Source organism: Streptomyces sp. NBC_00620, from assembly GCF_026341825.1.
Classification (GTDB): Bacteria; Actinomycetota; Actinomycetes; order Streptomycetales; family Streptomycetaceae; genus Streptomyces.
The window spans coordinates 1,554,749-1,574,473 of record NZ_JAPENY010000003.1 but is presented as its reverse complement, the minus strand read 5'-3'; the positions used below and the strand labels follow the sequence as shown (position 1 = coordinate 1,574,473).

The window sequence follows — 19,725 nt, the reverse complement described above, 5'->3', positions numbered from 1 at the left end:
ACAGCGAGGTGTCACGGCATGTTCACGACCCGACCGACGCTCCAGGGCACCTTCGGAATGGTGTCCTCCACGCACTGGCTCGCCTCGCAGTCGGCGATGGCAGTCCTGGAGGACGGCGGCAACGCGTTCGACGCCGCGGTCGCCGCCGGCTTCGTCCTGCACGTCGTCGAGCCGCACCTCAACGGACCCGCGGGCGAGGTCCCGATCATCCTCGCCCCCGCGGGCGGGGAGGTACGGGTGCTGTGCGGGCAGGGCGTCGCGCCCGCCGGAGCGACGATCGCCCACTACAGGGGACTCGGTCTGGATCTCGTACCCGGTACCGGGCCGCTCGCCGCCGCCGTGCCCGGCGCCTTCGACGCCTGGATGCTGCTCCTCCGCGACCACGGCACGAAGTCCCTCGCCGACGTCCTGAAGTACGCCATCGGGTACGCGGAGGACGGGCACCCGCCCGTGGAGCGTGTCGGCGAGACCGTGGAGACGGTGCGCGAGCTCTTCGAGACGGAGTGGGCGTCCTCGGCCGAGGTGTATCTGCCGGGCGGCAGGGCGCCGCAACCAGGGGAGCTGTTCCGCAATCCCGCTCTCGCCGCGACCTGGCGGCGGCTCCTCGCAGAGATCTCCGAGGAGGCCGACCGGGTGGCGCAGATCGAAGCCGCCCGGAACGTGTGGCGTTCCGGCTTCATCGCCGAGGCGCTCGTACGGCAGGCGCGGCTCCCCACCTTGGACACCAGCGGCGAGCGCCACACCGGCACCCTGAAGGCCGCCGATCTGGCCTCCTGGTCCGCGGCCTACGAGGCCCCGGCGACGTACGACTGGCGGGGCTGGACCCTGTGCAAGGCGGGCCCCTGGAGCCAGGGACCGGTCATGCTGCAACAGCTGGCCCTGTTGCCGCCCGAGCTGCCCCGGTACGGCTCCGCCGAGTACGTCCATCTGCTGATCGAGGGCTGCAAGCTCGCCATGTCCGACCGGGAGGCCTGGTACGGGGACGCGGCCGAGGTGCCGCTCGACGAGCTGCTGTCGGAGCCGTACAACACCGCCCGGCGCGCGCTCGTCGGCGACAAGGCCTCGTACGAGCTGCGCCCCGGCAGCCCTGGAGGGCGCACCCCGCGGATGAGCGGGCACGCGCGCGACGTGGCCTCCGGGGAGTCCGGGTTCGACGCCCTCGGGCTTCCGGGCGCGGGCGAGCCCACGGTGGCCACGGCGGCCGCGGAACCCGAAGTGGCGCAGGACGGCGGCACCCGGGGCGACACCTGCCACCTCGACGTCGTCGACCGCTGGGGCAACATGGTCGCCGCCACTCCCAGCGGCGGCTGGCTGCAGGCCAACCCGGTCGTCCCCGAGCTGGGCTTCCCGCTCGGCACCCGGCTCCAGATGACCTGGCTGGAGGAGGGGCTGCCCAATTCCCTGATGCCGGGCCGCCGCCCGCGCACCACGCTGACCCCCTCGCTCGCGCTGCGCGACGGGGTGCCCGTCATGGCGTTCGGCACCCCGGGCGGCGACCAGCAGGACCAGTGGCAGACACACTTCTTCCTGTCCGTGGCACTGGGCTCCGAGGTGCGCGGCGGCCTCGACCTCCAGGGTGCGATCGATGCCCCGAACTGGCACAACGACAGTTTTCCCGGCTCCTTCTACCCGCGGGGCATGCGTCCCGGCAGTGTCACCGTCGAGTCCCGCATGGACGCGGGGGTTGTCGAGGAACTGCGCCGCCGCGGCCACGACGTCCTGGTCGGCGAGGCCTGGTCCGAGGGCCGGCTGTGCGCGGTGGCGCGGGACCCGGAGACGGGTGTGCTGTCCGCGGCGGCGAATCCACGGGGCATGCAGGGGTACGCGGTGGGGCGCTGATCCCGGGCCCCTGTGTCATCGCTCACTCCGGGTAGCCGCACAGGCCGGGAATTCACGGCGATTCCACCCGGAGTGCACCAGCCCGGTGAGGATTGTCAGTGCCACGTGCTGTTATGGAGACATGATCGTAGACATCGAAACCATCGACGAGTTTCTCACCCACCGCACGTCCGACGTCGAAGAAGCGGTCCGGCAGGCGGCCGCCACCGAGATCATGCCGCGCTTCCGGCAGCTCGCCGCGCACGAGATCGACCAGAAGACCGGCCCGCACGACCTGGTGACGGACGCCGACCGCAAGGCCGAGCAGTACCTCACCGAGGCCCTCACCGCGCTGCTGCCCGGCTCGGTCGTGGTCGGCGAGGAGGCGGTGCACGCCGACCCGGCGACGTACGACGCGATATGTGGCACCGCGCCGGTCTGGATAGTCGACCCGGTCGACGGGACACGGCAGTTCGTCCACGGCGACCCCGGATTCTGCACGCTCGTCGCACTCGCGCTGGACGGGGTCGTACACGCCTCGTGGACGTTCGCTCCCGCACGCGACGAGTTCGCCACCGCCATCCGCGGCCGGGGCGCCGTACTCGACGGTGCGCCCCTGCGCTCCGGGTCGCCCGTGCCCGGCCGGGACCTGGACATCGCCACCTCGCACCCGGACTACACCACGGACGAGCAGAAGCGCGCGCTCCTCGGCCTGCGCACCGAGGGTGTCGTCACCCGCCCGTGCGGGTCGGCGGGCCTCGAGTATCTGGCCATCGCGCGCGGTGAGTTGGATGCCACGGCCTTCTCCTGGGAGGCCGCGTGGGACCACGCGGCGGGCCTGCTCCTGGTCGAGGAGGCGGGCGGCGCCCATCTGACCCTCGCGGGTGAGCCGTTCCGTATCACCGGGGGCAATGCGCTGCCGTTCACGGCGGCCCGGGACGCGGCCACGGCTCGCCGGGTGGTGGGGCTGCTGGCGGCCGGAGCCTGAGCCCCGGGGCCGACCGTCTTTCAACCGCCCGCGCCGTCAAGCCTGTCAGTCCTCCGGCATATCCTGAACCCAGTGGCCATCGGCTGACAAAGGAGTCCGAAGGTGCCGTCAATGCTCGATGTGGTCGTGGTGGGTGCTGGGCCGAACGGACTGACGGCCGCCGTGGAGCTGGCCCGCCGGGGCTTCTCCGTGGCCGTGTTCGAGGCGCGGGACACCGTGGGCGGCGGAGCCCGCACCGAAGAGCTGACGCTGCCGGGATTCCGGCACGACCCCTGTTCGGCGGCGCATCCGCTGGGCATCAACTCACCCGCGTTCAGGGCGATGCCCCTGGAGCGCTACGGCCTGGAGTGGCTGCATGCCGAGCTGCCCATGGCGCACCCGTTCCTTGACGGCACGGCGGCGGTGCTCTCGCGGTCGGTGGCGGAGACGGCCGCCTCGTTCGGGCCGCGTGACGCCGGCGCGTACCGCCGCCTGGTCACCCCCTTCCTGCCCAAGTGGGACACCCTGGCCCACGACTTCATGTCGCTGCCCCTGACCGCGCTGCCCCGCGACCCGGTCACCCTCGCCCGCTTCGGACTCGCCGGACTGCCACCCTCGACCTGGCTGATGCGCCGCTTCCGCGACGAGCGGGCCAAAGCGCTGTTCGCCGGGCTCGTCGCCCATGTCATCGCCCCGCTGGACGGGATCGCGACGGGCGCCGTGGGCCTGGTCTTCGCCCTCGCCGCGCACGCCCGCGGCTGGCCCGTCGCACGCGGCGGCTCCCAGTCCATCTCCGACGCGCTCACCGCGTACCTCAAGGACCTCGGCGGCAGCGTCCACACCGACTACGAGGTCAAGCGCCTCGACGATCTGCCCCCCGCGCGCGCGTACGTCTTCGACACCTCGCCCACCGCGCTGTCCCGGATCGCGGGCTTCGGCCGCTACTACGAGCGGTACCGGTACGGGGCGAGTGTTTTCAAGGTCGACTACGCGCTCGACGGCCCCGTGCCGTGGACGGCGAAGGAGGCGCGTACGGCGGGGACCGTGCAGGTCGGGGCGAGCCGCGCGGAGATCGGCACAGCGCTGCGGGCGGCTTCACGCGAGGGCCGGGCACCCGACGCGCCGTTCCTGATCACCGTCCAGCCCAGCGTCGTCGACCCGTCTCGGGCACCCGAAGGCAAGCAGGTCTTCTGGACGTACGGGCATGTCCCGAACGGCTGGACCGGGGACCTCACGGACGCGATCGAGCGGCAGCTGGAGCGGTTCGCGCCCGGCTTCCGCGACCGCGTCCTGGCCCGCGCGACGGCGGGCCCGCCCGAACTCGCCGCCCGCAACGCCAACTACGTGGGCGGAGACATCGCCTCCGGTGCCGCCTCCGGCCTCCAGCTCCTCCTGCGCCCCAAGCTCTCCCTCTTCCCGTACAGCACCCCGCACCCGGCCGTCTTCATCTGCTCCTCGGCCACCCCGCCGGGCCCCGGCGTACACGGCATGTCGGGGCACAACGCGGCGAAGGCGGTATGGAGGAGGCTCAGGCAGTCATGACCACGATCACGCTGGTCCAGGGCGACATCACCCGGCAGAGCGTCGACGCCGTCGTCAACGCGGCGAACTCCTCGCTCCTCGGCGGTGGCGGCGTGGACGGAGCCATCCATCGCAGGGGCGGGCCCGCCATCCTCGCCGAGTGCCGCCGGCTCCGCGCCTCCCACTACGGAAAAGGTCTCGCCACCGGACGGGCGGTCGCCACCACCGCAGGTGAGCTGGACGCGCGATGGGTGATCCACACCGTCGGCCCGGTGTGGCAGGGCCCGGGCAGCGACCCCGCGCTCCTCGCTTCCTGCTACCGGGAGTCCCTCCGGGTGGCCGACGAGCTGGGCGCACGGACCGTCGCGTTCCCGGCCATCTCCACCGGCGTCTTCAGATGGCCGATGGAGGAGGCCGCCCGTATCGCGGTGGAGACGGTGCGGGACGCGGAGACGGCGGTCGAAGAGGTGAGGTTCGTCCTCTTCGACGAGCGGGCGTACAAGGCGTTTGCCGAGCACGTCGGCTGACCGGTCCTGACCGGATCGGCCAGGACCGGCCAGGACGGGGATGGAGCCTCCGGATGCCGCACCCGTCCTGCGTCCCTGAGCGGTGCACGGTAATTTGTCCATGATTTCCGTTATTCCGCCATGTGGGCCCTCTGGCCTGTCGGGGTGAAGGGTGGACGATGGCCAGGACGTTGATCGCCGCCGAGGCGCCCGGAGGCCCGGCGACATGACCGCTCCGCCGGCCGCCCCTCCGACTTCGACCACCGTCCGCAGGCGGGTCTCCTGGCAGGCCGGGGTCTCGCTCCTGGTGATGGTGTGCGCCGGGTATCTCGCGCACCGCCACTGGCCGGTGATCGAGGCCGGCGCCGCCAGGCTCGCCGTCGCCGACCGCGGCTGGCTGCTCGTGGCGACCGCCGCCACCGTGGCGACCTGGGCGTGTTCGGCGCTGGCCCAACAGGGTGCGGTGTCCCGGTCGTTGCCCGCGCGACGGCTGGTGGCGGTGCAGTTCGCGGCGTCCGCGGCCAATCACCTGCTGCCCGCAGGCCTCGGAGCCGGAGCGGTCAACCTGCGCTTCCTGACCCGGTGCGGGCTGCCAGTCGCGCACTCGGCGACCGCGCTCGCCGTGAAGGCCACCGCGGGGACCGTGGTGCGAGGCTGCCTGATCGCCGTACTGGCACTGGCCTGTCCCGGCGTACTCCATGTCCCGCATGTCTCTGTGACACCCGTGGTGGTGACGGTCGCCGTGATCGCCCTCGCCGCGGTGCTCCTGAAGGGGCCGCTGCGGCGCGCCCTGCGGGCGGTGCTCGCGGATGTCCGTGCCGTGCACGAACTCCCCGCGCGGGCGGCCGCGTTGTGGGGCGGCTCGCTCGCCTTCGCCTCGCTGCACACCGCGGTGGTGATAGCGGTGACCCAGGCCGTCGACCTGCCACTGCCCCCGGCCCAGGTCGCCCTCGCCTACCTCGCCGCCAGCAGCGCCGCCGTCCTGCTTCCCACCCCCGGCGGCCTCGGCTCCCTGGACGCCGCACTCGCCCTGGCCCTCACCCTCGCCGGAGCACCGGCCGGCGCGGCGGCGTCCGTCGTCCTCGGCTACCGGCTCCTGACCGTGTGGCTGCCACTGCTGCCGGGCTTGCTGGCGCTGGGAGTGCTGGTACGCCGACGGGTGGTTTGAAACCTCCCCTGCCTGAAGGGAGGGGATTCCTCACCCTCCATGGCTGATCGGGGATTTCTGGCTCACGCTGCCAGGTGGGGCAGCGCCCCACCTGGTCCTACGCGATCAGCACCAGCCGGGTTGAGACCTGCCCGGACCAGCATGACGCGGGCGGAGTTCTTGTCCCGGGGGGACACGGCTCCGCATGCGATGCAGGCATACGTTCGTTCTGACAGAGGCAGTGCGTGCTTGGTTCTCGCTCCGCACTGTGCGCAGTCCATCGTGGTGTGTGCGGGGTGTACCAGGTACACGGCACGGCCATGCTTGCGGCCCATCTCGATCAGGGCCTGCTTGGTGGCGCCGATCGCCGCGTCGGCGGCCTTGCACGCCATGGTGGTCCTGGCCAGGAACTTCGGCCGGAAGTCCTCCACAGCGAGGGCGTCGTGGTCGCGGACTACGGACTTGGCCCACTTGCGGCCGGTGTCCTGCCGCTGGCGGGCCACCTTTTTGCATGCCGTGGACCGCAGCTTCTTTGCTTCTCGGTAGCCCGCCGATCCGGCCTGCCCCTTCTTCGGCTTACGCCGGGCCATCATCCGGTCGTACCGGGTCAGTTTCGTCTGGGCCTTCCTGCCGTGCTCGGCGTAGGGCAGGTCGTGCGCGTCGCTGGTGGTGGTCGCGGTCTCCTTCACGCCCCAGTCGATGCCGATCACCGCGCCCGTTTCGGGCAGCGGCTGGGCCTCGGCAGGGACGACGAAGCTGACGTACCAGTGCCCGACACTGTCCTGATGGACACGGACGCTGGACGGTTCGGCCGGGAGTTCCCGCGACCACACGGGCGTCAGCACGATCCCGCCCGCGAGGTGCAGCTTGCCGTCTTTGAGACGGAAGCCGCGCTTGGTGTAGTTGAGGGTGGGCAGCGCCTCGCGCTTCTTCTTCCACTTCGGCATCCCGGCCCGGCGGTGCATGGGAAGCCGTTCCCTGATGTCCTTCTGTGCCTTGGCCTTGGACTTGCCGAAGTCGCGGATCAACTGCTGCTGCGGAACGCTGGAACCCTCACGCAGCCACGTGTTCGTCTTCCGGGCTTCGGTCAGCATTTTGTCGAGCTGGGCCGGACCGCAGGTCTGCTTGTCCACGCCTTCGGGCCGGTTCTTGTTCCAGAGGTGCGTCTGCTTCGACTTCGCGCAGCACTCGTTCCAGATCCACCGGCACCGGTCCCACTCCGCCGTCAGCGCGGTGCGGGCGGTGGACGACACGCGCAGACGGAAGGTGTACCGGGCATGTCCCGCTCCCACGGCCCCTGCTGCTTCCGCCACGCCCTCACCCCCGTCCACGTTCCGGCCACCCGAGCCCTGCCGGAAGACCATACGTACGAGATCCGTACGCCCGCGCCCCTCTCCTGCCGCAGTCACTCCCATCAGCGAACACGGGCACACGCGTTCGCCTGCACCCGGCTCCGCCGGGCAAGCCGCAGCGCCGCTCCGCGCCCGGGAAGCAGGATGCGGCGACACTCCGCGTCGCCGTCACGGGATGCGATTCCTCCCCGGCGTGAACGCCGGGCCTCCTCGCAAGAGACCAGGTGAACGGCGTTCGCCGAGTGCTCTCCCAAACTGGACGGACAGGTACGGCCGAGACGGAGCCGGCCTCCGGCCACGCCCTTACGACCGTGACGACGACCCCGTCCCGCCTGCACGAGATGGGCGTCGCCGGCCGCGAGCACCAGGGCCGCGGCTACGCGTACCACCCCGTCCAGGACCCGCACGGGCTCACCGCCCGCCGCATGCACGCCGAGCCCGACCGGGACGAGCGCGTCAGCGCGATGCGGGGGTCTGGGGGCGGCAGCCCCGGGTACGGGACGGGCAGGGGCGGAGGGGGCGAAAACCGCTTGGCCCGAGCACCGCCGCAGCCGTGTCACCCTAGAGGTGGCTCTGACGGGCGCCGCCCCGAGCGACTCCGCAGCAGCACCCCCACCACAGGCCCAACCGCCAGCAACACGGCGAGTACCCCGTACCCGTACGTAAGTGTCGCCACGGTTGCGACCCCCGCGACCAGCAACGGCCCACCCGCATCGCCCAGTTCGCGCCCCAGCTCGGCGGCGCCCATCGTCTGGCCGAGCCGCTCCTGAGGAGCACCGGCCGCCAGCGCGGCGAAGCCCAGCGGGGTGATCAGGCCCGTGCCGACACCGATCAGCGCGGCGGCGAGCAGGACGCCCGTCAGGCCGGGGAGCATCGCGCAGGCGAGCCCCGCGGCGGTGAGCAGCAGCCCGGCGCCGATTCCCGTACGGGTGGTCAGCCGGCCCGCGTCCAAGGCCCGCCCGGCGCGCGGCTGGACGACTGCCGCGCAGGCCGCGAGAACCGAGACCGCCGCGCCGGTCGCCACGGTGCCGAGCCCGGCGAGCGCCCCGGATACGGGCAGGAACCCCACGCCGACGGAGAGCGCGGCGGTAGCCCCCGCGAGCGCCGCCGTGGGGGTGAGGAAGACCGGGTCGGTCAGCCGGCGCGCGAGATCGAGCACGGTCTGCCGGGCCCGCGGCAGCGGTGGCACGTGCGGAACCGCGATCACGGCCCATACGGCGACGACCGCGCCAAGGGCTGTGAGCACCACGAACAGCAGCCGCAGCCCGCCCGCCCACACCAGGACGCCTCCCAGGAGTGGGCCGAGCGTGTAGCCGAGGGACTTGTAGAAGCCGTAACTCCCGTACACCCGCCCGTGCTTGGCCGCCGGATTGAGCCGCGCCACCAGCGCGGAGGCCGCGGGCGAGAACGCGGAGGCCGCCGCGCCCTGACCGAGACGGGCGGCCCACAGCCAGCCGGGGCTGTCGACGACGACGTACAGAACGGATGCGGCGGCGAAGGCGACGAGCCCGCCGAGCAGTACGGGCCGGGCGCCGATCCGGTCGGCGATCGTGCCGAACACGGGCTTCAGCAGGACCTCGGCGCCGTCGTAGAGGGCGAGCAGTCCGCCCAGGACGAGGAGCGAGGTGACCGCGTCCTCGGAGTGGGCGCCGAGGTTCGCGGCGATGCCGTGCGCCCCGAACGCGGTCGTGAACCCGGCGGCGTACAGCGGCCACATCTGCGGCGAGGATGCCCCCGTCTGCGGCGAGGACGTCCCCGTCACCTCAGTCCTGCGCGTCACTGAGCCCGAGCCGCAGATGTTCCACGTGGTAGACCGCCTGGTCGAGGAGTTCGGCGACATGGTGGTCGTGCAGCGCGTACACGATCGAGCGTCCGCTCCGCTCGCCGACGACCAGGCCCAGGTTTCGCAGCAGCCGCAGCTGGTGCGAGCAGGCGGACTGTTCCATGCCCACCGCGGCGGCCAACTCCGTGGCCGGGAGGGGGCCTTCGCGCAGTCGCGCGAGGATCAGCAGTCGCGAGGGGGTGGACAGCGCCTGGAGCGTGGTGGCCACCTTCGTGACGTTGGCCGCGTCCAGACGTACGCGCGGGGTGGCGTCCTGCGTGGTGGTGACGGCTCCATGACCCATGGGCGGTATCTTACCCACCGTACATGAAGACATGAATGAGTCTTCATGTGTTCCTGTATGGTGGCCGCGTGTCTCCCACTCTCGCCCCGTCTCCCGTTGCCTCACCGTCCGTCCCGGCGCTCGCTCGCCGCCGCACGCGCGTCCTCGCGCTGCCGGAGGCCCGCTGGGCGTTCGCGGCCACGGTCGCCTTCCTGCTCGCGCTCCCACTCCACCTCGGCGGCGCGCCCGGGTGGACGTACGCCCCGCTCTACGTGATCGCGTACGCCGCCGGAGGCTGGGAGCCCGCCCTCGAAGGGCTGCGGGCGCTGCGCGAGAGGACTTTGGACGTCGACCTGCTGATGATCGTCGCCGCGCTCGGCGCGGCCGCGATCGGACAGGTGCTGGACGGCGCCCTGCTGATCGTCATCTTCGCCACCTCCGGTGCCCTGGAGGCCCTGGCCACCGCACGCACCGCCGACTCCGTCCGCGGCCTGCTGGACCTGGCGCCCGCGACCGCGACGAGGTTGACCGCCGACGGCGAGGAGTCGGTCCCCACCGCTCAACTCGCCGTCGGTGACGTGCTGTTGATCCGACCCGGCGAGCGGATCGGCGCCGACGGGCGAGTGGTCGAAGGCATCAGCGAGGCCGACCAGGCGACGATCACCGGCGAACCGCTGCCGGTCGTGAAGGCCCTCGGCGACGAGGTCTTCGCGGGCACCCTGAACGGCACCGGCGTGCTGCGCGTCCGCGTCGAACGCGACCCCGCCGACTCCGTCATCGCCCGCATCGTCACCCTGGTCGAGGAGGCCTCGCGGACCAAGGCGCCGACGCAGCTGTTCATCGAGAAGGTCGAACAGCGGTACGCGGTGGGCGTGGTGGCCGCCACGCTCGCCGTCTTCGCGGTGCCGTTCGCCTTCGGTGAGGACCTCACCGGTGCACTGCTGCGGGCGATGACGTTCATGATCGTCGCCTCGCCCTGCGCGGTCGTCCTGGCCACCATGCCGCCGCTGCTGTCCGCCATCGCCACCGCCGGGCGGCACGGCGTCCTGGTCAAGTCGGCCGTGGCCATGGAACGCCTCGGCGAGATCGACACGGCCGCTCTCGACAAGACCGGCACCCTGACCGAGGGCGCTCCCGAGGTGACGGCCGTACGTCCGGTGCCCGGGTCGGGCCTCGACGAGGACGCCCTGCTGGCCCTGGCCGCCGCCGCCGAGCACCCCAGCGAACATCCCCTCGCCCGCGCGATCGTCGCCGCCGCCCGGGCCCGCGGGCTGCGCCTCGCGCCCGTCGGCGACTTCACGGCGAAGCCGGGCCATGGCGTCACCGCCACCGTCGACGGCCACATCGTCACCGTCGGACGCCCAGGCGCACACGCCGACGAGGACGCCGACCACACGATCGTCCTGGTGGAATGCGACGGCGCCCCCGTCGGCACCCTCTCCCTCGCGGACCGCCTCCGCCCCGACGCCGCCTCGACGGTCGCCGCGCTCACCGCCCTCACGGGCACCTCGCCCGTGCTGCTCACAGGCGACAACCCGCGCGCCGCCGCCCAGGTGGCCACCGCCACCGGCATCACGGACGTACGCGCGCGTCTGCTGCCCGAGGACAAGGTCGCCGCCGTACTCCAACTGGCCGACCGCAAAGTGCTGTTCGTCGGCGACGGTGTCAACGACGCGCCCGCCCTGGCCGCCGCCCACGCCGGGATCGCCATGGGTCGCGCCGGGTCCGACCTCGCGCTTGAGACCGCGGACGCCGTCGTCGTCCGCGACGAGCTCGCAGCCATCCCCGCGGTGGTACGACTCTCCCGCACGGCCCGTCGCCTGGTCACCCAGAACCTCGTCATCGCGGGTACGTTCATCACGGTCCTCGTCCTGTGGGACGTCATCGGCCACCTCCCGCTGCCGCTCGGCGTCGCGGGGCACGAGGGCTCCACGGTCCTGGTCGGTCTGAACGGGCTGCGGCTGCTGCGGGACTCCGCGTGGAGGCCGCAGGCCTGATGGGCGGCCCCAGGGCACGCAAGGCTGATGTCGGATTCTCGCCAGCTCGGGCCTCGCGCGTGCCCGATGCTTGAGGTATGCAGAACGGGATGCACACCGATACGGAGCGCTGCGTGCGCGCGGTCCAGTCGAAGGACGCGCGCTTCGACGGCTGGTTCTTCACGGCGGTCCTGACCACGCGGATCTACTGCCGGCCCAGCTGCCCGGTGGTGCCGCCCAAGCCGGAGAACATGACGTTCTACCCGAGCGCGGCGGCCTGTCAGCAGGCCGGGTTCCGGGCCTGCAAGCGGTGCCGCCCCGACACCAGCCCCGGCTCGCCCCAGTGGAACCAGCGCGCCGACCTCGTCGCCCGCGCCATGCGCCTGATCGGCGACGGAATCGTGGACCGCGAGGGCGTACCCGGCCTCGCCACCCGGCTCGGCTACAGCACCCGCCAGATCGAGCGGCAGCTCCTGGCCGAGCTGGGCGCGGGACCGCTCGCCCTGGCCCGGGCCCAACGCGCCCAGACCGCACGGCTGCTCATCGAGACCACCCCGCTCCCGATGGCGGAGATCGCCTTCGCGGCCGGATTCTCCTCGATCCGCACCTTCAACGACACGGTCCGCGAGGTCTTCGCGCTGTCACCGAGCGAACTGCGCGCCCGGCTGCCGAAGGGGAGGGCGGGGGCCGCCACGCCGGGAGTGCTGAGCCTCCGGCTCCCCTTCCGCGCCCCGCTCAACCCCGACAACCTCTTCGGCCACCTCGCGGCGACCGCCGTGCCGGGCGTGGAGGAGTGGCGGGACGGCGCATACCGGCGCACGCTCCGGCTGCCGTACGGACACGGCATCGTGGCCCTCACCCCGCAGCCCGACCACATCGCCTGCCGCCTCACCCTCAGCGACCTGCGCGACCTGCCCGTCGCCATCAGCCGCTGCCGCCGCATGCTCGACCTGGACGCCGACCCGGTCGCGGTCGACGATCAGCTGCGCACCGACCCGCTGCTCGCGCCGCTCGTCGACAAGGCGCCCGGTCGCCGGGTGCCGCGTACGGTCGACGAGGCCGAGTTCGCCGTACGGGCCGTGCTGGGCCAGCAGGTCTCCACGGCCGCCGCCCGCACCCACGCGGCCCGCCTGGTCACCGCGCACGGCGAACCCGTCGACGACCCCGAGGGCGGCCTCACCCACCTCTTCCCGTCCCCCGAGTCGCTCGCCGCGCTGGACCCCGAGTCCCTCGCGATGCCACGCACCCGCCGCACCACTTTCACCACGCTCGTACGTCAACTCGCCGACGGCACGCTCCACTTGGGCGTCGAGAGCGACTGGGAGGAGGCCCGCGCCCGGCTTCTCTCGCTGCCGGGCTTCGGCCCCTGGACGGTCGACGTCATCGCCATGCGCGCCCTCGGCGACCCCGACGCCTTCCTCCCCACCGACCTCGGAATCCGGCGCGCCGCCCAGGAGTTGGGCCTGCCGTCCACCCCGGCCGCGCTCACGGCACGCGCGGCGGCGTGGCGTCCCTGGCGGGCGTACGCGGTCCAGTACCTGTGGGCGACGGACAGCCACCCGATCAACTTCCTTCCCGTATAAGGACGTTCCATGAAGCACCACACCGTGATCGACAGCCCCTACGGGCCGCTCACCCTCGTCGCCGACGACGGCGCCCTCTGCGGCCTGTACATGGTCGGACAGCGCCATCGCCCGCCGGAGGAGAGCTTCGGCGTACGCGACGACGGCTCCCTCTTCGACGAAGTGACGCGCCAGCTCGCGGCCTACTTCGAGGGCGATTTGAAGGAGTTCGACCTGCCCCTGCGCCTCGACGGCACCCCCTTCCAGCGCAGCGTCTGGGAGCAGCTCGGGCAGATCCCCTACGGCGAGACCCGCTCGTACGGTGAACTCGCCGAAGCCCTCGGCAACTTGGGCGCCTCCCGCGCGGTGGGCCTCGCCAACGGCAAGAACCCGATCGGCATCATCGTGCCCTGCCACCGAGTGGTCGGCGCGAACGGCAGCCTCACCGGGTACGGCGGCGGCCTGGACCGCAAGCAGCGGCTGCTGGACTTCGAGAGCGGGGCCGCGCTCTTCTAGGACCTGTCCGAGGTGTTCAGCCCGCGCAGGAGTTGCGGCAGTGCCGTGCCGATGGGCTCCCGGATCACAGTGTCGGCTCGTTCGTCGTACGGCGTCGGCTCGGCGTTGACGATGATCAGCTGTGCGCCGTGGTCGGTGGCGACGCCCGCCAGCCCCGCCGCCGGCTGAACCTGCAGACTGCTCCCGACGGCGATGAACACCTGGCAGGCCTTGGTGATGGCGACGGCCTCACCGAGCACCACGGGGTCGAGCCGCTCGCCGAACATGACGGTCGCCGACTTGAGGATCCCGCCGCACTCAAGACACGGCGGATCCTCCTCCCCGGCCTCGACCCGGGCCAGCGCGTCCTCCATGGGGCCACGGGCATGGCACTTGATACACACCACGCTCCGTGCGGTGCCGTGGAGTTCGAGCACCTTGCGGGCGGGCATCCCGGCCGACTGGTGCAGTCCGTCGACGTTCTGCGTGATGACCCGCACGGGCACCCCGGCCCGCTCCAACTCCGCCACGGCCCGATGCGCGGCGTTCGGCTCGGCCTTGAGCGCCCAGTTCCCGCGCCGCATCTGCCACGACCGCCGCCGGATCTCCGGGTCGCCCACGTAGTACTCGTACGTCACGAGCTTCTCGGCCCCCGGATCGCGTCGCCACAGCCCGTTGGGCCCTCGATAGTCGGGGATCCCGGAGTCGGTGGAGACGCCTGCGCCACTGAGGATGGCGACGAGAGGCTTGTTCATGGACCGAGAGTAGGACGCCTGCGTGCTCGGAGGCGAAGGGATATCGGGGTGCCCTCGCTTCCAACCGTTCGTGCTGCCGGGTGCATCCGGATGGTCACAGAGGAACGGTTCCCTGTAACAGATACCGGCGGTTCATCCTGGCTGTGCAACAGGGGAGAGCGCCGATGAACCGGCTTGCTGTGTATGGCGTTTGACGGGTTGAGATCAACGAGGAAATGACGCCGAAAGGGCAACCTGACATGTCGCTCACCCGCTCCCGCACCCGCTCCCGTACGCTCGCCGCCGTCGGGTTCCTGGCCGCTACGGGTCTGTTCCTCACCGCGTGCGGCCCCGACGGTTCCGCCACTGGTTCCGCCACCGGTTCAGGCGCCGAATCCGGTGCGAGCACCCCTTCCAGCGCAGCCGACGCCACGGATGCCAGTGCCGACAACCGTGCGGACGGTACGGTCACTGGCACGCTGACCTACCTGGCGCCTGGCAAGTTGGAGGTCGACGGTCGTCCCTTCTGGATCGCGGAGGACACGGAGATCCAGGGCGGCGAGATCTGCGGTGACCCCGAGACCCAGGCGGCGGAGAGTTGCACCGCCGACGAGGCGGAGGCGGCGGCCAAGACCGGCAGGGTCACGGCCGAGGTAGTGATCGCGAACGGCATAGCGACCAAAATCACCGGCGGGTCGGGTGGGGGTACCGACGCCTCGGCGGAGCCGACCGAACAGGACGACACCGGGGACGCGAGTGCGGACAACCGTGCGGACGGTACGGTCACCGGCACGCTGACCTATCTGGCGCCGGGCAAGTTGGAGGTCGACGGTCGTCCCTTCTGGATCGCGGAGGACACGGAGATCCAGGGCGGCGACATCTGCGGTGACCCCGAGACCCAGGCGGCGGAGACCTGCACCGCCGATGAACTGGACGCGGTAGCGAAGGACGGCAACCTGACCGTTGCGGTGACGATCAAGGAGGGCATCGCCGAGCGGGTCGTCCAGGTCTAGACGGCGTCAGCCGACCCGGTGTCCGTTCTCCAGCTCCGCCGTCCCCGTGCCCTCCGCCAGCACATCGAGCGCGGTCATGACACGACGGCCCAGCGCACCCGGCAGATACTCGGCCAGCTCGTCCCGCGGGACCAGACGCCACGACAGCAACTCCTCCTCCTGCAGCCGGATCGCCTTGAAGTCCCTCTCGGCGAGGACTCCACCGTCGTAGAGGTACGCCACCAGCGGGGGCCTCGCCGTGCCGTGCACCCAGTCCACCGCGAGCAGCCGACCGAGTTCGATGTCGAGGCCGATCTCCTCGGCGGTCTCCCGGCGGGCGCCCTGGCGCGGAGTCTCCCCGTCGTCCGATTCGACCGTGCCGCCCGGAAGTGCCCAGCCGTCACGGTAGTTCGGCTCGACGAGCAGGACACGTCCGGCGGCGTCACGGAAGAGGGCGGCGGCCCCGGCGAGGACGCGGGGGAGGCTCGCGATGTACGTGGCGAAGTCTTGAGTGGTCACTCACGAAGGGTAACGAGCCTGCGGCGCCGTTCCTCCGACTCGCTGCCGGGTTCGGCGAGTTGGAGGTGGCCCCGGCTGCCATCGGCCGGACAGGTCCTAGGCCCGTGTCGTCAACGCGACCGTACGTGACGCGAGCTCGCTGATCCGCGCCCTGTCGAAGCCGAACACCGCACTCCGTACGGTGTCCTCCAGCGGGTCCCGCCACTGTGCGGGGATCGCAGCCGCCCCGCACAGGACGCCCGCCACGGAGCCCGCGGTCGCGCCGTTCGAGTCGGTGTCCAGGCCGCCACGGACGGTCAGCGTGATGGTGCGGGTGAAGTCGCCGTCGCCGTACAGGAGCCCGGCCGTGAGGACCGCGGCGTTCGGGATCGTGTGGATCCAGCCGAGCCCCGCGGTCTCCTCGGAGACGGTCGTGAGCGTGTCGTCCCAGGTCATCCGCGTCTCGTGGAGCGTCATCACCCGTCGTACGGTCCGCGCCAGGCGGCAGCTCGCAGGGATCACCGTGAGCGCCGTGTCCAGCGCGTGCCGCACGCTCGGCGCGGTGAAGGCCGCCGAGATCAGCGCCGCCGCCCACATCGCGCCGTACACGCCGTTGCCGGTGTGGGAGAGGACGGCGTCGCGACGGGCCAGCGAGGCCGCCTGCCGCGGCGAGTCCGGACAGGTCCAGCCGTAGACGTCGGCGCGGATGAGAGCCCCGATCCACTCCTGGTAGGGATTGTCGTACGTCGCTGTCAGCGGCGGTTTGATCCCATTGGCGAGGTTCCGGTACGCGGCCCGCTCCGCGGTGAACGTCTGCAGATACGGCAGCCGCAGCAGCCACAGGTCACCGACCTGCTCGGTACTGAAGCCGAAACCGTGCGTCTCCAGGAGGTCGAGCCCGAGGATCGCGTAGTCCACGTCGTCGTCGCGGCAGCTGCCGTGGATACGGCCGCGTACGCACTGTCGCCACTCGGGCCGCAGCTCGAATTCGCCGCTCCCGCCTCCGTCGGCGGCGGGCTCGGGGAGGTAGTCGGTGAGGGGCAGGGCCGCGGCCTGCCGCAGATAGCGGTCGATCCGGTCCCGCGTCCAGTGGTCGCCCTGCTCGACCGGTTTGCCGAGCATGTTGCCCGCGATCCGGCCCAGCCAGCCCCCATGGATGCGGTCGGCGAGCTCAGTGCCCACAGAGGTCATAGCTCCGGTTTACCCAATTCCGGACGATGGTGCGCGGTGTTCCGCGGTCCGGGCGGGGCATGACGGCGGGGGCTTCCTCCGGTTAAGGTCGCAGCGGCGCGACTGCCTTGACGTGAGCAAGGCCGAAAGCAAGGGGATGCAAGGTGGCGGACGCTGCTGTGAATCGGACTCGGCAGGCGGCGCGTGTGCTGATCGCCGCGGACAAGTTCAAGGGATCGCTGACGGCCGTGCAGGTCGCCGAGCGTGTGACGGCCGGGCTGCGCCGCGTCGCGCCGCATGTCGAGGTCGAGGCGCTGCCGGTGGCCGACGGCGGTGACGGGACCGTCGACGCGGCGGTCGCCGCCGGGTTCGAGCGGCGTGAGGTGCGGGTCGCCGGGCCGCTCGGCGACGAGGTCACGGCGGCGTTCGCGCTGCGCGGGGACACGGCGGTCGTGGAGATGGCGGAGGCCAGCGGGCTGCAGCGGCTGCCCTCCGGGGTCTTCGCGCCGCTCACGTCCTCGACGTACGGGTCCGGAGAGCTGCTGCGGGCCGCGCTGGACGCGGGGGCGCGGGCCATCGTCTTCGGTGTGGGCGGGAGCGCCACCACCGATGGGGGTGCGGGGATGCTGTCCGCGCTCGGTGCGCGGTTCCTTGACGCGGACGGTGAGCCCGTCGCGCCCGGTGGGGGCGCGCTCAGCGATGTCGTGACCGCCGATCTGTCCGGCCTTGACGGCCGGATCTCCTCGGTCGACTTTGTTCTCGCCTCCGACGTGGACAATCCGCTCACCGGGCCCAAGGGTGCGCCTGCCGTGTACGGCCCGCAGAAGGGGGCCGGACCCGACGACGTCGCCGTCCTGGACGCCTCGCTCGCTCACTTCGCCGCCGTTCTGGAGAAGGCCATCGGGTCCAGGGCCGCCGAGTACGCGGCGGCGCCCGGGGCCGGGGCCGCGGGTGGGATCGGGTACGGCGCGCTTGTTCTCGGGGCGCGCTTTCGGCCCGGTATCGAGGTCATGCTCGACGTTCTCGGCTTCGCGCCCGCGCTGGAGCGGGCCACGTTGGTCATCACCGGTGAGGGGTCGCTCGATGAGCAGACCCTGCACGGGAAGGCTCCCGCCGGGGTGGCCGCCGCCGCGCGTGCCGCGGGCAAGGAGGTCGTCGCGGTCTGTGGCCGCCTCGGCCTGCGCCCGGAGGCCCTCGGCAAGGCCGGCATCCGCCGCGCGTACCCGCTCACCGAGGTGGAGCCCGACATCGCGAAGTGCATCGCGGATGCGGGGCCGATCCTGGAGAAGGTGGCGGAGAACATTGGGCGGGACTTCTTGAACTGAGGAACTGAGGAGGGCTGGGGTGGGTGGGGGGTGGTTTTTCGCCCCCTCCGCCCCTACCCGTCCCTTGTTCCTGGGGCTCCGCCCCAGACCCCGCTCCTCAAACGCCGGAGGGGCTGAAGATTTCCCCGGCCGGGGCTGAAATCTTTCAGCCCCGGGCAGAGAACCTTTCAGCCCCGACCGGCAGATCTTTCGCCCCCGCGGCAGATCTTTCAGTTCCGGCCGGGGGAGATCTTTCAGCCCGTCCGGCGTTTGAGGACGAGCGCGTCAGCGCGATGCGGGGGTCTGGGGGCGGCAGCCCCCAGGAGCAAGGGACGGGTAGGGGCGGAGGGGGCGAAAAACCGTCTCACCGCCCCACCCCCGACAACCGATACGCATCCAACGCCAACGTCATCTCGATCAGGTCCCGAGGCCGGGCCAGTGACCGGGACGTCAGCTGTTCGAGTCGGCGTAGGCGGTTGAAGACCGTGTTGCGGTGGCAGTACAGGCGCCCCGCGGCCCGCCCGGCGGAGCCCTCGCAGGAGAGCCAGACGTCGAGCGTTTCGAGAAGCACGGCCCGATCGCCGGGCTCGAGCTCCAGCAGCTCCCCGAACACGTCCGAGACAAGACGGGCCGCCAGCTCGGGCTGGCTGACGACGAGCGCGGTCGGCATCCGCTGGTCGAGACGTACGACATCGGTGGCGTCCGGCGGACAGGTACGCAGCGCCAGCTCGGCGAGCCGCCGGGCCCGCCCCAGCTCGGCGAGCCCGGCCACCACGGGACTGATACCGCCCGGCCCCTGACACCGCCCGTCGAGCAGCCGGGCCACCCCGTCGAGCCCCTGCCCGGGCCCAAGGGCGACCACGCCCACCTCGCAGTCCGCCCGCATCCGCCAGATGAAACGCAGCCCCGCACCCAGCATGGGCCGAGGGCACGCGTCCCGTGCGTCATGGCGCTCGGCACGCAGTACCACCACGGCGTACGGCCCACGCTCCGGCAGATCGAGCCCGGCGGCGGCCCGTGCCGCGAGCCCGGGCGTCTGCTGCCCTTCGAGCAGGGCGTCGAGGAGGGCCTGCAACTGCTCGTCGGTTCGCCGCCGCAGCTCCATCTCGGTGGCCCGGTACGCCTCCGTGGCGGTCGCGGCCTGCGCGTCCACGGCGGACCACACCATGGTCGCCGAGCGCATGAGCATCGCGAGCCGCTCCGGCTCCCGCCCGGCCACGCCCTCCATCAGCGCGTCCCACACGAGATAACCCGCGGAGCGGTAGGCGTGCACGAGCAGCTCCAGCGGAATCCCCTGCTGGGCACGGCGGCGGCCCGCGTCCTCGGCGTACTCCAGATCGCGGCGCGGCGAGTCCCGCGGCGCGGAGAGCGTCTCGATGCCGATGCGCATCGCGGTCTCCGCCTCCCGCCACTGCTCGTCGTAAGGCAGCACCTGTCCGTAGACGGGGGAGTACTCGGTGAGCTGCCGCAGATGCTCGTCGACGAGCTCGGGCAGCCGTTCCAGCAGAGCCGCGCAGGACTCCGCGAGCAGCTTCCAGTCATGACCGGTCCGCGGTCGGCGCCGTCCCATGGCCGGAG

At 72.0% G+C, this 19,725-nt stretch carries 17 protein-coding genes; 10 read left to right on the top strand and 7 right to left on the bottom strand.

What is annotated here, in order from left to right:
* Positions 1 to 18: 18 nt before the first annotated feature.
* From OG246_RS38185 to OG246_RS38165, 5 genes are all read left to right on the top strand, one after another.
* The gene (locus OG246_RS38185; RefSeq protein ID WP_266473573.1) at positions 19 to 1,839 is read left to right on the top strand and encodes a gamma-glutamyltransferase family protein; all 1,821 of its coding nucleotides are present in this window, start codon (positions 19 to 21) and stop codon (positions 1,837 to 1,839) included.
* A 121-nt stretch (positions 1,840 to 1,960) separates the two neighbouring features.
* On the top strand, positions 1,961 to 2,806 hold the full coding sequence (locus OG246_RS38180) for an inositol monophosphatase family protein (protein ID WP_266473571.1): 846 nt from the start codon (positions 1,961 to 1,963) through the stop codon (positions 2,804 to 2,806).
* Between the two features lie 111 nt (positions 2,807 to 2,917).
* On the top strand, positions 2,918 to 4,327 hold the full coding sequence (locus tag OG246_RS38175) for an NAD(P)/FAD-dependent oxidoreductase (RefSeq protein ID WP_266473569.1): 1,410 nt from the start codon (positions 2,918 to 2,920) through the stop codon (positions 4,325 to 4,327).
* Positions 4,324 to 4,833 carry an O-acetyl-ADP-ribose deacetylase gene (locus tag OG246_RS38170; RefSeq protein ID WP_266473567.1) on the top strand — a complete coding sequence of 170 codons (510 nt, stop codon included), beginning with the start codon at positions 4,324 to 4,326 and terminating at the stop codon, positions 4,831 to 4,833. Before OG246_RS38175 ends, OG246_RS38170 begins: the two co-directional genes overlap by 4 nt.
* 205 nt (positions 4,834 to 5,038) lie before the next feature.
* Positions 5,039 to 5,980: a lysylphosphatidylglycerol synthase domain-containing protein gene (locus OG246_RS38165; protein WP_266473565.1), complete on the top strand. Its 942-nt coding sequence runs from the start codon at positions 5,039 to 5,041 to the stop codon at positions 5,978 to 5,980.
* A 62-nt stretch (positions 5,981 to 6,042) separates the two neighbouring features.
* Here the strand turns inward: OG246_RS38165 and OG246_RS38160 are convergent, their stop codons facing one another.
* The 3 genes from OG246_RS38160 to OG246_RS38145 form a co-directional block, all read right to left on the bottom strand.
* Positions 6,043 to 7,272, bottom strand: coding sequence for a transposase (locus tag OG246_RS38160; protein WP_266475003.1), 1,230 nt, complete (start codon positions 7,270 to 7,272; stop codon positions 6,043 to 6,045).
* A 595-nt stretch (positions 7,273 to 7,867) separates the two neighbouring features.
* Positions 7,868 to 9,028, bottom strand: coding sequence for an MFS transporter (locus OG246_RS38150; RefSeq protein ID WP_266474999.1), 1,161 nt, complete (start codon positions 9,026 to 9,028; stop codon positions 7,868 to 7,870).
* A gap of 46 nt (positions 9,029 to 9,074) precedes the next feature.
* Positions 9,075 to 9,437: a metalloregulator ArsR/SmtB family transcription factor gene (locus tag OG246_RS38145; protein ID WP_266473563.1), complete on the bottom strand. Its 363-nt coding sequence runs from the start codon at positions 9,435 to 9,437 to the stop codon at positions 9,075 to 9,077.
* Positions 9,438 to 9,472: 35 nt separating this feature from the next.
* Here OG246_RS38145 and OG246_RS38140 point away from each other — a divergent pair, with 35 nt between their 5' ends.
* The 3 genes from OG246_RS38140 (at position 9,473) to OG246_RS38130 (ending at position 13,470) form a co-directional block, all read left to right on the top strand.
* Positions 9,473 to 11,413, top strand: a complete 1,941-nt coding sequence (locus OG246_RS38140) for a heavy metal translocating P-type ATPase (protein ID WP_266473561.1) — start codon at positions 9,473 to 9,475, stop codon at positions 11,411 to 11,413.
* 77 nt (positions 11,414 to 11,490) lie between these two features.
* Complete coding sequence (locus OG246_RS38135; protein WP_323178366.1) at positions 11,491 to 12,975, top strand: AlkA N-terminal domain-containing protein; 1,485 nt, start codon at positions 11,491 to 11,493, stop codon at positions 12,973 to 12,975.
* Positions 12,976 to 12,984: 9 nt separating this feature from the next.
* Entirely contained in the window at positions 12,985 to 13,470 is a 486-nt protein-coding gene (locus OG246_RS38130) for a methylated-DNA--[protein]-cysteine S-methyltransferase (RefSeq protein WP_266473559.1), read from the top strand.
* Here the strand turns inward: OG246_RS38130 and OG246_RS38125 are convergent.
* The gene (locus OG246_RS38125; RefSeq protein ID WP_266473558.1) at positions 13,467 to 14,204 is read right to left on the bottom strand and encodes a Sir2 family NAD-dependent protein deacetylase; all 738 of its coding nucleotides are present in this window, start codon (positions 14,202 to 14,204) and stop codon (positions 13,467 to 13,469) included. The two genes, OG246_RS38130 and OG246_RS38125, sit on opposite strands and share 4 nt — an antisense overlap.
* A 239-nt stretch (positions 14,205 to 14,443) precedes the next feature.
* Here OG246_RS38125 and OG246_RS38120 point away from each other — a divergent pair, with 239 nt between their 5' ends.
* Positions 14,444 to 15,196: a hypothetical protein gene (locus OG246_RS38120; RefSeq protein WP_266473555.1), complete on the top strand. Its 753-nt coding sequence runs from the start codon at positions 14,444 to 14,446 to the stop codon at positions 15,194 to 15,196.
* Positions 15,197 to 15,202: 6 nt separating this feature from the next.
* Here OG246_RS38120 and OG246_RS38115 read toward each other — a convergent pair whose 3' ends face one another.
* Both OG246_RS38115 and OG246_RS38110 read right to left on the bottom strand, forming a co-directional pair.
* Positions 15,203 to 15,694: an NUDIX hydrolase gene (locus OG246_RS38115; RefSeq protein ID WP_266473553.1), complete on the bottom strand. Its 492-nt coding sequence runs from the start codon at positions 15,692 to 15,694 to the stop codon at positions 15,203 to 15,205.
* Positions 15,695 to 15,790: 96 nt separating this feature from the next.
* Positions 15,791 to 16,864 carry an ADP-ribosylglycohydrolase family protein gene (locus OG246_RS38110; RefSeq protein WP_266473551.1) on the bottom strand — a complete coding sequence of 358 codons (1,074 nt, stop codon included), beginning with the start codon at positions 16,862 to 16,864 and terminating at the stop codon, positions 15,791 to 15,793.
* Between the two features lie 185 nt (positions 16,865 to 17,049).
* Here OG246_RS38110 and OG246_RS38105 point away from each other — a divergent pair, with 185 nt between their 5' ends.
* Positions 17,050 to 18,168: a glycerate kinase gene (locus tag OG246_RS38105; RefSeq protein WP_266474997.1), complete on the top strand. Its 1,119-nt coding sequence runs from the start codon at positions 17,050 to 17,052 to the stop codon at positions 18,166 to 18,168.
* Positions 18,169 to 18,511: 343 nt separating this feature from the next.
* On the opposite strand, the gene OG246_RS38100 is transcribed toward OG246_RS38105, so the two are convergent.
* Positions 18,512 to 19,717, bottom strand: a complete 1,206-nt coding sequence (locus tag OG246_RS38100; protein WP_266473549.1) for a helix-turn-helix domain-containing protein — start codon at positions 19,715 to 19,717, stop codon at positions 18,512 to 18,514.
* Positions 19,718 to 19,725: the final 8 nt, after the last annotated feature.